A 14,883-nucleotide genomic window follows, 5' to 3' on the forward strand; every position below is an offset into this window, starting at 1 on the left:
CAATGAGTCGTGACGCTCTCCAGCTGCTGCGCGAGTACCCGAACTGGACGCAGTCGTTCACCGACCCGGTTCTGCAGCGCGGTGAGCGTTACGCCCGGGAAGACCGGGTAGAGATCGAAAGCTGCACCGGCACGCTCGTCGAAGCCAGCTGTCGTGGCAGTGAGGGCAGCCCTTATCGGCAGAAGATAACCCTCACTGCCCTGGCTGGCCGCTGCCATGTACGCGGCCAGTGCAGTTGCCCCGTGGGGCACAACTGCAAGCATTGCGCCGCCGCGCTGTTCGTCCTGAGCGAACAGCAGGCAACGGCGAAAAGTGACGGTGACGCACTGCCGGCCAACCTGCAGCGCTGGCTGAAAGGTCTCGAACAGCCTGCGCAGGAGCCTGCCGAAACCCAAGACAAACGCGGGCGCATGGTTTGCTACCAACTCGTGCTGACCGACGAGCCCGGCTGCGCGCTGCGGGTACGCAAAGGCACACGCGAAGACCAGGGGCTGCGCTATAGCCGTGTGCAGTCACTCTACGATTTCCTTTACGAACCTCCGCGCTTCGTCAAGGAAGACGATATCCGCATCTTGCGCCTGCTTTCGGCGCTCAATCAGGCCGGCAGCCAGGACCGCGGCTACCAGCTCAAAGGTCGGGAAGGCGGTGAGCTGTTCCAGCGCGCACTGGATACCGGCCGCATGCTCTGTAACGAAAACAAGCCCCTGCTGCGCGAAGGCCCTACGCTGGCGGCCGAGTTCCGCTGGGTGCGGCTGGACAATGGTCACTATAGGGGCATCTGGTACCACGGTGAAACGCCGCTGAACTGCGTGATTGCGCTGCTGCCACTTTACTATTTCGATTTCACCGGCAGCGTGGTGGGCAAGCTCGAGCACAGCCTCGATCCGCATATTGCCCTGCAACTGACCATCGCCCCTGACGTTCCGGAACACCTTGTCGTGCCCCTCAGCCACAAGCTCAACGCCTTGAACCACCAACTCCCTACGCCAACCACGCTGGACGAACAACTCATTGACGACCTGCAGCCCAGGCCGCACCTGACCTTGGGCAGTCTCGAATTCAGCGCCTACATGCCCAAGACCGGCCGCATGCAACGGCAGATGCAACACCGTGCCGCGCTGGCATTCGACTACGACGGCCTGCGCGCCAGCGGCAGCGACGACAAGCCGCTGACCCGCCTGGTCGGCGACACCTGCCAGCGCATCCGCCGCCAGCCCCAGGCCGAACAGGCGCTGCGCAAGGTGCTGCGCGACCTCGGTTTCAAGGCCGCCACCCGGCAGAGCAAGGCCCTGCCTGACAGTGCCGGCGAGATGCTCCAGCTGCCCGATGACGAAGCCTGGCTGCGCTTTGCCCGCGAAGGCCTGCCGCGCCTGCGCGAAGCCGGTTGGAACATCGACATCCACCGCGACTTCGCCTTCAACCTGCAGGAGGTGGACGACTGGTACGCCACCATCGACGAAGCGCCCGGCCATGAATGGTTCGACCTGGAGCTGGGCATCGTGGTCGATGGCCAACGCCACAGCCTGCTGCCGATCGTGCTGCAACTGCTGCGCAACAACCCGGAACTGCTGCGCCCCAGCGAACTGGCCCGGCGCAGTGACGACGAGCACCTGCTGATCGACCTCAACCGTGGCCGTCTCGATGCCCCGGCCCTGCGCGTTGCCTTGCCCTATGGCCGCATCAAGGCAGTGATGGGCACCTTGGGCGAACTGTACCTGCACGAAGACGTCGCAGGTCCGTCCCTGCGCCTGGACCGTGCCGATGCCGCACGCCTGAATGAAATCGACAGCCTTCCTTTGCACTGGGAAGGTGGCGAGCATGTACGCGACCTGGGCCGACGCCTGCGCGATGCCCGTGACTTGAAGGTCGAACCGCCGGCCGGGTTGCAGGCAAGCCTGCGCCCTTACCAGCAACAGGGCCTGAACTGGCTGCAGGCGCTGCGCGAGATGGGCACCGGCGGCATTCTCGGCGACGACATGGGCCTGGGCAAGACCCTGCAGGCCCTGGCACACCTGCTGCTGGAGAAGCAGACCGGGCGCCTGAGCGCGCCGGCCCTGGCGGTGATGCCGACCAGCCTGGTGCCCAACTGGCTGGACGAAGCCCAGCGCTTCGCCCCCGGGCTGCGCGTGCTGGCCCTGCAGGGCCCGGGGCGCAGCAAGCATTTCGCCAAACTGCACGAATACGACCTGGTCCTGACCACCTATGCCCTGGTGCCGCGCGACCTCGAGCACCTGCGCGCCCAGGCCTGGCATGTACTGGTGCTGGACGAGGCACAGAACATAAAGAGCAGCACCAGCAAGGCCGCCCTCGCGGTTTGCGAGCTGCGGGCCAATCAGCGCGTCTGCCTTACCGGCACGCCAATGGAAAACAACCTGGGCGAGCTGTGGTCGATTTTCCACTTCCTCATGCCTGGCTGGCTGGGTGACCTGAAGCGCTTCAACCAGGACTACCGCATACCGATCGAGCGCCACGGCGACAGCGAGCGCATGGCCCACCTGGCCAGCCGCATCCGCCCGTTCCTGCTGCGCCGCACCAAGGAGCAGGTGGCCACCGAGCTGCCGGCCAAGACCGAAATGGTGCACTGGGTCGAGCTTAGCGATGCCCAGCGCGACACCTACGAGGCCGTGCGGGTGGCCATGGACAAGAAAGTCCGCGATGAAATCGCCCGCAATGGCGCCGCGCGCAGCCAGATCGTCATCCTCGACGCCCTGCTCAAGCTGCGCCAGGTGTGCTGCGATCTGCGCCTGGTCAAAGGGGTGGAAAGCAAAGGCAACCAGGCCGACAAGGGCAAACTGGGCGCGTTGCTGGAAATGCTCGAAGAGCTGCTGAGTGAAGGGCGCCGGGTGCTGTTGTTCTCGCAGTTCACCTCGATGCTGGTGTTGATCGAGCAGGAACTGGAGAAGCGCAGGATCCGCTACAGCCTGCTGACTGGCGACACCCGCGACCGGCGCACGCCGGTGCAGCAGTTCCAGCAGGGTGAAAGCGAAGTGTTCCTGATCAGCCTCAAGGCGGGTGGCGTGGGCTTGAACCTGACGGCCGCAGACACGGTGATCCACTTCGACCCCTGGTGGAACCCGGCCAGCGAAAACCAGGCTACCGACCGCGCCTACCGCATTGGCCAGGACAAGCCAGTGTTCGTGTTCAAGCTGATCACTCGGGGGACAGTGGAAGAAAAGATCCAGCAGTTGCAGCAGGAGAAGGCGGCGCTGGCGGCGAGCCTGCTGGATGGTGGGCAGGCCGGGCAATGGCGGCTGGGGGATGAAGAGATCGAAGCGCTGTTCGCGCCGCTGCCCGGGAAGCGCGGGCGGTAGCCCAGTGCCCCCACTGCCTGTACCGGCCTCTTCGCGGGTAAACCCGCTCCCACAGGGATATCAGTGCCCTCAAGGGCGGTGCCGTACCAGTGGGAGCGGGTTCACCCGCGAAGAGGCCGGCACAGGTACAACACTAATTTCGAAACCAGCACAGCACCTGTGGGAGCGGGCATGCCCGCGAAGGGGCCGACGCGGTCAATCGACCAGCTGCGCCTCCCGCAACGCCCCCAACGCCTCCAGCCACCGCGGCTGCTGGCGATAATCCGTGCGCGCAAACCCTTGCCCACGCATCCGCGCAATCCGTGGCGAGGGCTTGACCTTCATCCGCTGCGCCGCACTCAACGCCAGCTCCGCCGCCGCCCGGTCATTGCACACCAGGCCCATGTCGCAGCCAGCGCTCAACGCCGCCTCGATCCGACTGGCCGCGTCCCCGACCACATGCGCACCCGCCATCGAAAGGTCATCACTGAAGATCACCCCGTCAAAGCCCAGCTCGCCACGCAGAATGTCCTGCAACCAGCGCCGCGAGAAGCCAGCCGGCTGGTTGTCGACCTGCGGGTAGATGACATGCGCCGGCATCACTGCCGCCAATTGCCGGCTCAGGCGGGTGAACGGCAACAGATCGGCCTGGCGCAGCTGCTCGAGGTTGCGCTCATCGGTGGGAATGGCCACATGCGAGTCCGCTTCAGCCCAGCCATGCCCCGGGAAGTGCTTGCCACAGGCCGCCATGCCTGCCGCATTCATGCCACGGATGAACGCCCCGGCCAGTTGCGTGGCGCGCAGCGGGTCACCCTCGAAGGCGCGGCTGCCCACCACGGCGCTGCGCTGGTGGTCCAGGTCGAGTACCGGGGCAAAGCTGAGGTCCAGGCCAACCGCCAGCACCTCGGTCGCCATCAACCAACCGCACTGTTCGGCCAGGTACTCGGCGTTGTCATTGTCGGCTATCGCCCGCATGGCCGGCAGGCGTACAAAGCCCTGGCGCAGGCGCTGCACCCTGCCGCCCTCCTGGTCCACCGCCAGGATAAGATCGGGACGGATGGCGCGGATCGACGCGCACAGTTCACGCACCTGGCGCGGGCTGTCGATATTGCGGGCGAAAATGATCAGGCCGGCCACTTCAGGCTGGCGCAGCAAGTGACGGTCCTCGGCGGTCAGCCATTTACCGGCGATATCCACCATCAGGGAGCCTTGCAGGCTTACAGTCATGGGTAATCCTTCATTGAAGACTGAGAGAAGCCCACTGGGGGCAAGCGGCCTGCTCGATGCGCACCGGGCAATGGGCCGGCACCTGCTCGAACAGTCTTAGCAAATCGGTGTTGCGCAGGCGTATGCAACCATGGGACAGCGCTACGCCCAAGGGTTCCGTATCCGGAGTGCCGTGCAAGTAGATATAACGGCGGAAGGTGTCGACCGCACCCAGGCGGTTGACCCCCGGTTCGCAGCCACTGAGCCAGAGAATGCGGCTAAGGATCCAGTCCCGGCCGGGGTATTGCGCATGCAAGGCCGGCGACCACACCTCGCCGGTCCAGCGCCGCCCGACAAATACCGCATTCAGCGGCAAGCCCGCACCGATCTTCGCCCGTACCTGGTGCAGGCCACACGGCGTGCAACCCGAGCCGTTGCGCTCGCCGGCGCCATTGCGCGCCGTGGAAACCGGCACGCGCAGGCGCAGCTGGCCATCGGCAAAGCCATAAAGGCACTGGTCAGCAAGGGAAATGTGCAAGAAGTCGAGCTCGGGCATGGGCGCTAGCTTAGCCGAAGCGCCCTGCCCCGCCCAGCCTTCAGACCTTGGCGGTGGTGGCGCTTGCGCTGGTCTTGGTGCGCGGGCGCAACTGCGCGGTGGCCATGGCGTCGTCGGTAACACCGCTATCGGCACGCATGCCCGCTGCCAGGAACGGCACCATCAGGCGCATTACCTGCTCGATCGAGGTGTTGATGCCAAAATCGGTCTCGGCAATCGCCCGCAGGGCCTTGATGCCGGACATGCTGAAGGCCGCAGCGCCAAGCATGAAGTGCACGCGCCAGAACAGCTCCAGCGGCGGAATGCGCGGTGCGGCCTCGTTGACCAGCAGCATGTAGCGGCGGAACACCTTGCCGTACATGTCTTCCAGATACCGCCGCAGGTGGCCCTGGCTCTGGCTGAACGCCAGGCCCAGCAGGCGCATGAAGATGGACAGATCGTTGTTGCTGCGCGGCTGCACGGCCAAAGCCTGCTCGACCAGCATTTCCAGCAGCTCTTCGAGGCTCGGCTTGTGCTCCGGCTTTGCCTGGCGCCGCTCCAGCTCACGTTCGAGGCTGGCGCAGAACGGCCCGAGGAAACGCGAGAATACTGCCTGGATCAGGGCCTTCTTGGAGCCGAAGTGATAGTTGACCGCCGCCAGGTTGACCCCGGCCTTGCTGGTAATCAGCCGCAACGAGGTTTCTGCGAACCCCCTTTCCGCGAACAGCTGCTCGGCAGCATCGAGAATGCGTTCAACGGTTTCCGATTGGGCCATGACTACTCCGACTACTCCGCCAGACAAACAGGTGTTTGAAACATACGTTTCAGCCCTGCTTCTGTCAAGGCTCGGTGACCGGCCGGTCGCCATTTAAAAGCGCCAGGAGGTCGGCTGCAAGCGCCATTGCTGCTGTTTATTGCAGGTTTTGGCTTGCAGCGCATCCAGTACTGTATATAATCCCAGTCACTGTACAAAAAGACAGAGCGCTCACAATGTTGAAACTGACGCCACGCCAAGCCGAAATTCTCGCGTTCATCAAGCGTTGCCTGGAAGATAACGGCTTCCCGCCGACGCGCGCCGAGATCGCTCAGGAGCTGGGCTTCAAGTCGCCCAACGCCGCCGAGGAGCACCTCAAGGCCCTCGCCCGCAAGGGCGCGATCGAGATGACCCCGGGCGCCTCCCGCGGTATTCGCATCCCCGGCCTGGAAGCCAAGGCCGAAGAAAGCGGCCTGCCGATCATCGGCCGGGTTGCTGCCGGTGCGCCGATCCTTGCCGAACAGCACATCGAGCAATCCTGCAACATCAACCCCGACTTCTTCCACCCCCAGGCCGACTATCTGCTGCGCGTACACGGCATGAGCATGAAGGATGTCGGCATCTTCGATGGCGACCTGCTGGCGGTACACACCTGCCGCGAAGCCCGCAACGGCCAGATCGTTGTGGCCCGCATCGGCGACGAAGTCACTGTCAAGCGCTTCAAGCGCGAAGGCAGCAAAGTCTGGCTGCTTGCCGAAAACCCCGAATTCGCCCCCATCGAAGTCGACCTGAAAGAGCAGGAGCTGGTGATCGAGGGCTTGAGCGTCGGCGTCATTCGCCGCTGATCCAGGAGGCGTCATGCAGCAGTTCATTCACGCACCCGAGCAAGCCCAGTTGCCATTGTTCGAAGCATTCCTCGCCCAGCCCGTACTGCCTGGCCTCAAAGCCAGCGAAGTGGCGCGCAAGAGCAGCCAGCCCGAGCTGTTCAGCGAACTGTCGTTGCGCGGAGCCCCCGGGCACTGCCAAAGCCTGCTGGCACCCGTGCTGCGCGAACTGAGCGAAGAGGACGAGACCCGCTGGCTGACCCTGATCGCCCCGCCGTCGAGCCTGACCCAGGCCTGGCTGCGCGATGCCGGGCTCAACCGTGAACGCATCCTGCTGCTGCAACCTCGCGGCAATCAAAGCCCGCTGCAACTGGCCTGCGAAGCCTTGCGCCTGGGCCGCAGCCACACCGTGGTCAGCTGGCTGGGCAACGTCAACGCCACTGCACGCCAGCAATTGCTGCGCGCTGCCAGTGCCGGAAACGCACAAAGCCTGAACATCCGCCTCGGCTGATGTTCAGGCTTTGCCTGTTACTGCATGAAACCTGATGCCCTGCTGCACCTCAGTGCAGCACACGCGGCCCTTCATCACGCTCTAGCTCGCCATCCATGAGGCGGCCGGCCATTTGCACGCCCACGCTGAGCATGGCCTTGGCCACTTCCACATGCTGACCCTGCAGGAACGCCTTGGCGTCTTCCGAGAAATCCAGGGTTACCAGAGAGCCCTCATCCTCGGCGCGACGCAGTTCGATGCGGCCATCAGGCAACTCGACAATTTCCAGAAACGACGTAGACATAAATGGCAGTTCTCCGCGAAAGGCCAGTATTGTACCAGCCGTAGCAGCTATCAGCACTCACTCAACGCGTCACGGAAACGCCTCACCAGGCCCTTGAGGTTGCTGCGCCAGCTTTCCAGCTCAGTGCGCGACAACGCCGAAGGCTCGGGCTCATCGAGATTGACCGCCTGGATCAATGGTTGTGTGACGTCGGTTTTCGGCGCTTTTTTCGCGACCGGTGGTCGGAACAAATCGGCATAAGCACTGAGCATTTGCGCCAGCCAGGTTTCGCGCTGGCGGGCCAGTTCCAGCAATTCAGCCACTTCCGGGATAGCGATGCCGTTCAGGGCGTCGTCAGCCAGCGCTTGCTCGACCGTTGCAACCACAGGCAGGCGGTAGAAGCCACCGATCTCATGGCACAGGCCCAGCAGCGCGCCGTAGAGATGGAACAGCGCCGCCTCACGTTCGGCCTGGACCAGGCCCTGGGCATTCATGGCCTGGCTTTGCTCAGCCTTGGCCATGGACTCGAGGGCAAGGCCGGCGAAGAACAGTTTCTGGTTGGTGCGGGTGTAGAGTTCCTGGGCCATTTTTGTGCCCTCCCTAAGGCTGCAAGGCGGATAACTGAATCATAAATGATTGGGGCCGCTTTGCGGCCCATCGCCGGCAAGCCAGCTCCCACAGTGATTGCATCAGGCCCGAGACCTATGCTGTACCTGTGGAAGCTGGCTGCCGGCAATGGGCTGCAAAGCAGCCCCAATTACAGCACTGAAGAATCAGCGCTTGTCTTCAACCTTCCACGTATTGCCGTCGTAGAACGCCTTCCAGCCGGTCGGCTTGCCATCAACCTCGGACTGCACATACTGCTCCTTGGTCTTGCGGCTGTAGCGGATAACCGCCGGGCGGCCTTCCGGGTCTTTCTGTGGCGCATCGCACAGGAAGTGGTACTTCGGATCGATCTCATGCTTGTGCGGCACGATCTCCAGTACCAGCGGCGCACGGGTTTCGCGGTTCTTGGGGAACTGGCTGGCGGCCAGGAACAGCCCCGAAGCGCCATCACGCAGCACGTAGGTATCGTCGACCTTCTCGCACTTGAGCTCTGGCATGTCCACCTTGTCCATCTTCGGTGGCGCTGCCTCACCGCTCTTGAGCAGCTTGCGGGTGTTCTTGCACGCCGGGTTGGTGCAACCGAAGAATTTGCCGAAGCGGCCCGTCTTCAACTGCATCTCGCTGCCGCACTTGTCGCACTCCAGGCTCGGCCCTTCGTAACCCTTGATGCGGTAGTTGCCTTCCTCGATCTCGTAGCCGGCGCAATCCGGGTTGTTACCACAGATGTGCAGCTTGTGCTTCTCGTCCAGCAGGTAGGCATCCATCGCCGTGGCGCAGATCGGGCAGCGGTGCTTGCCCAACAACACGCGGGACTCCGATTCGCCCTCGTCGTCGGCAGCAATCTCGTCGCCCGGCACCAGGTTGACGGTGGCCTTGCAGCGTTCTTTCGGCGGCAGGCTGTAGCCCGAGCAACCGAGGAACACGCCAGTGGAGGCAGTGCGGATCATCATCGGCCGGCCACATTCCTTGCACGGAATGTTGGTCATGGTCGGCTGGTTGGCACGCATGCCGTCTTCGCTGGACTCGGCGGTCTGCAGCTTTTTGCTGAAGTCGCCGTAGAACTCGTCGAGTACGTTCTTCCAGTCACGCTCGCCCTGGGCGACGTCGTCGAGGTTCTCTTCCATGTCGGCGGTAAAGCCGTAGTCCATCAAGTTGGAGAAGCTCTCGGACAGGCGCTCGGTAACGATGTCGCCCATCTTCTCGGAATAGAAGCGGCGGTTGTGCAAGGTTACATAGCCACGGTCCTGAATGGTCGAAATGATCGCCGCATAGGTCGACGGGCGGCCGATGCCGCGCTTTTCCATTTCCTTGACCAGGCTGGCTTCGGTGAAGCGCGCCGGTGGCTTGGTGAAGTGCTGGCTCGGGTCGATCTGGATCAGCTTCAGCGCTTCGCCCTGGACCATTTCCGGCAACACGTCGTCTTCGCCAGGCTTGCTCTGCTGCGGCAGCACACGCGTGTAACCATCGAACTTGAGGATACGGCCCTTGGCACGCAGCTCGAAGTCGCCTGCGGCCACGGTGACGCTGGTGGACAGGTACTGCGCCGGCGGCATCTGGCAGGCCAGGAACTGGCGCCAGATCAGCTCGTACAGGCGCTCGGCGTCACGCTCCATGCCACTGAGCTTGCTCGGGTGGGTGTTCACGTCGGAAGGACGAATCGCTTCGTGCGCCTCCTGGGCGCCTTCCTTGCTGCCGTACACCAGCGGTGCCTCGGGCAGGTACTGCTTGCCGAACTCACGCTCGATGTAGCTGCGGGCCATGTCCAGGGCATCGGCCGACAAGTTGGTCGAGTCGGTACGCATGTAAGTGATGTAGCCGGCTTCGTACAAGCGCTGGGCCATCATCATGGTTTTCTTCACACCGAAGCCCAGGCGGTTGCTGGCAGCCTGCTGCAAGGTGGACGTAATGAACGGTGCCGACGGCTTGCTGCTGGTCGGGCGGTCTTCACGCTTGACCACGCTGTAGCTGGAAGCCTTGAGCTTTTCCAGCGCGGCCATGGCCTGGGCTTCATTCAGCGGTTTGAAAGCCTCACCCTTCTCGCGGGCCACTTCGAAACGCACCTTGGCGTTCTTGGCGGTGCCGAGGTCGGCGTGAATTTCCCAGTACTCTTCCGGGATGAACGCGCGGATCTCGCGTTCGCGCTCCACCACCAGCTTGACCGCCACCGACTGTACACGACCGGCGGACAGGCCACGGGCGATCTTGGCCCACAGCAGCGGCGAAACCATATAGCCGACCACGCGGTCAAGGAAACGCCGCGCCTGCTGCGCGTTGACCCGGTCGATATCCAGCTCGCCAGGCTGCGAGAAGGCTTCCTGAATAGCCTTCTTGGTAATTTCGTTGAACACCACGCGCTTATAGCGGGTGTCGTCGCCGCCGATGGCCTCGCGCAGGTGCCAGGCAATGGCTTCCCCTTCGCGGTCCAAGTCGGTTGCGAGATAGATAGTGTCGGCGTCCTTCGCCAGACGGCGCAGCTCCTCGATCACCTTTTCCTTGCCGGGCAGGATCTCGTACTTGGCCTTCCAGCCGTGGTCGGGGTCGACGCCCATGCGCGCCACCAGCTGGCGACGAGCCTTTTCCTTCGGCGACAGGGCCGGAGCCTCACCCGCGGCCTTGCCACGCTTGGCGGCCGGCTCTTTGCTGGCGCTGGCCGAACCGCTGGTGGGGAGGTCTCGGATATGGCCGATACTCGACTTCACCACGTACTGGTTGCCCAGGTACTTGTTGATGGTCTTGGCCTTGGCCGGGGATTCCACAATGACCAGCGATTTGCCCATGGATCGGAGTATTCCTGAATCTGAAGATGAAAAACGCGTCAGGTGCCAGACGCGGCACCGCTATATATAGTGGCAAAAGTGTGAGGTCAAGTTCGGACTATCACTCGTGCGACTTGCCCAGCAACCCGGGCAGCCCCTCTTCGGCCTTGACCAAAGCAAAGCGTGGCACCTGCTCGCCGTCAACCTCGACGGACTCCTGAAACATCGAAAGTGGCCGTACCCAGAAGCTGTAATCACCATACAGGCATTGGTAGAACACCATCCACTCTTCGCTCTCGGAGTGCCGCGCAACACTGAAGACACGGTACTCAGGCCCTTTGTAATGCCGGTATACGCCTGGTTGTATCTGCATGTTGCCCACCCTCTTGAACAAAACCTGTAAAAACAAAACCGGGGCACAAGGCCCCGGTCGCTGTCCCGCTGCGCGATCAGACGCGTTCGAAGACCGTGGTGATACCTTGGCCGAGGCCGACGCACATGGTCGCCACCCCCAGGGTACCGCCATTCTGCTTCATGACATTGAGCAGGGTGCCGGAAATCCGCGCCCCGGAGCAACCGAACGGGTGGCCCAAGGCAATGGCGCCGCCGTGCAGGTTAACCTTCTCATCCATCTTGTCGAGTACTTTCAAGTCTTTCAGCACTGGCAGGGCCTGTGCAGCGAAGGCTTCATTGAGCTCGATGAAGTCGATGTCGGCCATGGTCAGGCCAGCACGCTTGAGGGCTTTCTGAGTCGACGGCACCGGGCCGTAGCCCATGATCGCCGGGTCGACACCAGCCACCGCCATGGAACGGATGACCGCCAATGGCTGGATACCCAGGTCCATGGCGCGCTGGCCGGACATGACGATCATGCACGACGCACCGTCGGTGATCTGCGACGAGGTACCGGCAGTGACGGTACCGCCTTTCGGGTTGAACGCCGGCTTCAACGATGCCAGGCCTTCGAGGGTGGTTTCCGGGCGAATGGTTTCGTCGAAATCGAACACCTTCAGGAAGCCGTTCTCGTCATAGCCCTGCATCGGGATGATTTCGTCCTTGAACTTGCCTTCGACCGTGGCCTTGTGGGCCAGCTGGTGCGAACGCAGGCCGAACAGGTCCTGCTGCTCACGGGTAATGCCGTGCATCTTGCCGAGCATTTCCGCGGTCAGGCCCATCATCCCGGAAGCCTTGGCGGCATGCAAGGACAGGTGCGGGTTGGGGTCGACACCATGCATCATGCTGACGTGGCCCATGTGCTCCACGCCACCGACCACGAATACATCACCATTGCCGGTCATGATCGCCTGGGCGGCGGTGTGCAGCGCACTCATCGACGAGCCGCACAGACGGCTGACGGTCTGCGCCGCGGAAGTGTGCGGGATCTGGGTCATCAGCGAAGCCATGCGGGCGATGTTCCAGCCCTGCTCGAGGGTCTGGTTGACGCAGCCCCAGATCACGTCCTCGACTTCTTTCGGGTCGACCTTGTCGTTGCGTTCCAGCAGCTTGCTGATCAAGTGCGCCGACATGTCTTCGGCGCGGGTATTGCGGTGCATGCCACCCTTGGAGCGGCCCATCGGCGTGCGACCGAAGTCGACAATCACCACGTCTCTTGGATTCAGGCTCATATCAAATTTCTCGCTCTAGCTCGTTGACCGCTCAGTTGAAGAAGCGCTGGCCGTTCTTGGCCATTTCACGCAGCTTGGCGGTCGGGTGGTACAGCGGCCCCAGGTCGGCGTACTGATCGGCCAGGGCAACGAATTCGGCCACACCGATCGAGTCGATGTAGCGCAGCGCACCACCGCGGAAGGGAGGGAAGCCAATGCCGTAGACCAGACCCATGTCAGCTTCGGCGGCGGTTTCGACGATGCCGTCTTCCAGGCAGCGCACAGTCTCCAGGCACAGCGGGATCATCATCCAGTTGATGATGTCTTCGTCGGTGACTTCACGCTGCTCGAAGACGATCGGCTTGAGCACGTCGAGCACGGTGGCATCGGCGACCTTCTTCGGCTTGCCGCGCTTATCGGTTTCGTAGGCGTAGAAGCCCTTGCCGTTCTTCTGGCCCAGGCGGTTGGCCTCGTACAGTGCGTCAACGGCCGAGCGACGCTCGTCCTTCATGCGGTCCGGGAAGCCTTCGGCCATCACGTCACGGCCGTGGTGGCCGGTGTCGATGCCGACCACGTCCATCAGGTACGCCGGGCCCATCGGCCAGCCGAACTTTTCCATGACCTTGTCGATACGCACGAAGTCGACACCGGCGCTTACCAGCTTGGCGAAGCCGCCGAAGTACGGGAACAGCACGCGGTTGACCAGAAAGCCCGGGCAGTCGTTGACCACGATCGGGTTCTTGCCCATCTTCTTGGCGTAGGCCACGGTGGTGGCGACCGCCACTTCACTGGACTTCTCGCCACGGATGACTTCCACCAACGGCATCATGTGCACCGGGTTGAAGAAGTGCATGCCGACGAAGTTTTCCGGGCGCTTGAGCGCCTTGGCCAGCAGGTTGATGGAAATGGTCGAGGTGTTGGAAGCGAGGATCGCATCTTCCTTCACCTGGGCTTCCACTTCAGCCAGCACGGCCTGCTTGACTTTCGGGTTCTCGACCACGGCCTCGACGACGATGTCGACATTGGCGAAGTCGCCGTAGGACAGGGTCGGGCGAATGGCGTTGAGTGCCTCGGCCATCTTGGCCGGGGTCAGGCGGCCCTTCTCGACACGGTTACCGAGCAGCTTGGAGGCCTCGTTCAGGCCCAGCTGGATGGCTTCCTCGCGGATGTCCTTCATCAGGATCGGGGTGCCCTTGACCGCCGACTGGTAGGCGATGCCGCCCCCCATGATGCCGGCGCCGAGCACGGCGGCCTGCTTCACGTCGCGGGCGATTTCGTCATGCGCCTTGGCCTTGCGCTTGAGTTCCTGGTCGTTGAGGAACAGGCCGATCAGGCTCTCGGCAACCGAGGTCTTGGCCAGCTTCGCGAAGCCTGCGGCTTCGACTTCCAGGGCCTTGTCACGGCCGAAGTTGGCGGCCTTCTGGATGGTCTTGATGGCTTCGACCGGGGCCGGGTAGTTCGGGCCGGCCTGGCCAGCGACGAAGCCCTTGGCAGTCTCGAAGGCCATCATCTGCTCGATGGCGTTGAGCTTGAGCTTTTCCAGTTTTGGCTGACGCTTGGCCTTGTAGTCCAGCTCGCCACTAATGGCGCGCTTGACCAGGTCAAGAGCACCGGCCATCAACAGCTCAGGCGCGACCACGGCGTCGACGGCACCCACTTTCAGGGCGTCTTCGGCACGGTTTTCCTTGCCGGCGGCGATCCATTCGATGGCGTTGTCCGAACCGATCAGGCGCGGCAGGCGCACGGTACCGCCGAAGCCCGGGTAGATACCCAGCTTGACTTCCGGCAGGCCGATCTTGGCGCTGGTGGACATGACCCGGTAGTCGGCGGCCAGGCACATTTCCAGGCCGCCGCCCAGGGCGATGCCGTTGATGGCGGCGACGGTCGGCACTTCGAGGTCTTCGAAGGCGTTGAAGATGCGGTTGGCTTCCAGGTTGCCGGCGACCAGTTCGGCCTCGGGCAGCTTGAAGTTGTCGACGAACTCGGTGATGTCGGCGCCGACGATGAACACGTCCTTGCCACTGCTGACGATCACGCCCTTGACCGAGGCGTCGGCCTGGATGGCATCGACGGCCTGGCGCAGTTCGTTCAGGGTCAGGCGGTTGAACTTGTTGACGGACTCACCCTTGAGGTCGAACTTGAGCTCGACGATGCCACTTTCAAGAGCCTTAACCGTGATGGCTTTACCTTCGTAAATCATCAACTGATCTCCACGATATGGAAGCTGAACAGTACACGCCGATCGCTGCAGCAAAAGCAGGCCTAGCTGCCCTGCCCCAGGCACACCCGTCAGCGCGCTAGTCGGAAGTATGGCTTGGCGTCATGACATACAAACGCTCAATTCATACGCCCGTTTGATTTGGGTGTGCACACATTCTCCGAAAAGATCGGCGTTGTCAAATGCTCGCGAGCATGGTGAAAACACGACTTTCCGGTCATTTTGTAGCGTCCTGGTACAAACATGATGACAGTGATTGTTGACCATTCATGTCGGCGATTGACCATGAACCGCAGGCGAATGTTGCAGCTCTGCCT

Annotated in this window: 12 protein-coding genes; 3 read left to right on the top strand and 9 right to left on the bottom strand. The window is 62.8% G+C overall.

Going from position 1 to position 14,883, the window contains the following annotated elements; translation table 11 throughout:
• The first annotated feature begins 2 nt into the window (after positions 1-2).
• Positions 3-3,311, top strand: coding sequence for a DEAD/DEAH box helicase (locus CAF92_RS19685; protein ID WP_085601680.1), 3,309 nt, complete (start codon positions 3-5; stop codon positions 3,309-3,311).
• A 195-nt stretch (positions 3,312-3,506) separates the two neighbouring features.
• On the opposite strand, the gene nagZ is transcribed toward CAF92_RS19685, so the two are convergent.
• Genes nagZ through CAF92_RS19700 form a run of 3 tightly spaced genes read right to left on the bottom strand, consistent with a single transcriptional unit; the run spans position 3,507 to position 5,806 of the window.
• Complete coding sequence (gene nagZ / locus CAF92_RS19690) at positions 3,507-4,505, bottom strand: beta-N-acetylhexosaminidase (protein WP_178081812.1); 999 nt, start codon at positions 4,503-4,505, stop codon at positions 3,507-3,509.
• 22 nt (positions 4,506-4,527) lie between these two features.
• Entirely contained in the window at positions 4,528-5,052 is a 525-nt protein-coding gene (locus CAF92_RS19695) for a L,D-transpeptidase (RefSeq protein WP_085601682.1), read from the bottom strand.
• A gap of 40 nt (positions 5,053-5,092) precedes the next feature.
• On the bottom strand, positions 5,093-5,806 hold the full coding sequence (locus CAF92_RS19700; protein ID WP_046615849.1) for a TetR/AcrR family transcriptional regulator: 714 nt from the start codon (positions 5,804-5,806) through the stop codon (positions 5,093-5,095).
• A 215-nt stretch (positions 5,807-6,021) separates the two neighbouring features.
• Between CAF92_RS19700 and lexA the strand changes: the two genes are divergently transcribed.
• Together lexA and sulA are read left to right on the top strand one after the other, a co-directional pair.
• Positions 6,022-6,630, top strand: a complete 609-nt coding sequence (gene lexA, locus CAF92_RS19705) for a transcriptional repressor LexA (protein WP_004376420.1) — start codon at positions 6,022-6,024, stop codon at positions 6,628-6,630.
• Positions 6,631-6,643: 13 nt separating this feature from the next.
• Complete coding sequence (gene sulA / locus CAF92_RS19710; RefSeq protein ID WP_046615848.1) at positions 6,644-7,120, top strand: SOS-induced cell division inhibitor SulA; 477 nt, start codon at positions 6,644-6,646, stop codon at positions 7,118-7,120.
• 49 nt (positions 7,121-7,169) lie between these two features.
• Here sulA and CAF92_RS19715 read toward each other — a convergent pair whose 3' ends face one another.
• From CAF92_RS19715 to fadB, 6 genes are all read right to left on the bottom strand, one after another.
• Positions 7,170-7,403: a hypothetical protein gene (locus CAF92_RS19715; RefSeq protein WP_004376430.1), complete on the bottom strand. Its 234-nt coding sequence runs from the start codon at positions 7,401-7,403 to the stop codon at positions 7,170-7,172.
• Between the two features lie 50 nt (positions 7,404-7,453).
• On the bottom strand, positions 7,454-7,969 hold the full coding sequence (locus tag CAF92_RS19720) for a DUF6586 family protein (RefSeq protein WP_046615847.1): 516 nt from the start codon (positions 7,967-7,969) through the stop codon (positions 7,454-7,456).
• A 186-nt stretch (positions 7,970-8,155) separates the two neighbouring features.
• A complete protein-coding gene (topA, locus tag CAF92_RS19725) occupies positions 8,156-10,765 on the bottom strand; it encodes a type I DNA topoisomerase (RefSeq protein WP_046615846.1) in 2,610 nt (869 codons plus the stop codon).
• A 100-nt stretch (positions 10,766-10,865) separates the two neighbouring features.
• Positions 10,866-11,117, bottom strand: coding sequence for a DUF1653 domain-containing protein (locus CAF92_RS19730; protein WP_023661154.1), 252 nt, complete (start codon positions 11,115-11,117; stop codon positions 10,866-10,868).
• A gap of 76 nt (positions 11,118-11,193) precedes the next feature.
• On the bottom strand, positions 11,194-12,369 hold the full coding sequence (gene fadA / locus CAF92_RS19735) for an acetyl-CoA C-acyltransferase FadA (RefSeq protein ID WP_013971712.1): 1,176 nt from the start codon (positions 12,367-12,369) through the stop codon (positions 11,194-11,196).
• Positions 12,370-12,400: 31 nt separating this feature from the next.
• On the bottom strand, positions 12,401-14,548 hold the full coding sequence (gene fadB, locus CAF92_RS19740) for a fatty acid oxidation complex subunit alpha FadB (protein WP_046615844.1): 2,148 nt from the start codon (positions 14,546-14,548) through the stop codon (positions 12,401-12,403).
• Positions 14,549-14,883: the final 335 nt, after the last annotated feature.

This window comes from Pseudomonas sp. B10(2017), assembly GCF_002113295.1.
Lineage (GTDB): Bacteria > Pseudomonadota > Gammaproteobacteria > Pseudomonadales > Pseudomonadaceae > Aquipseudomonas > Aquipseudomonas pudica.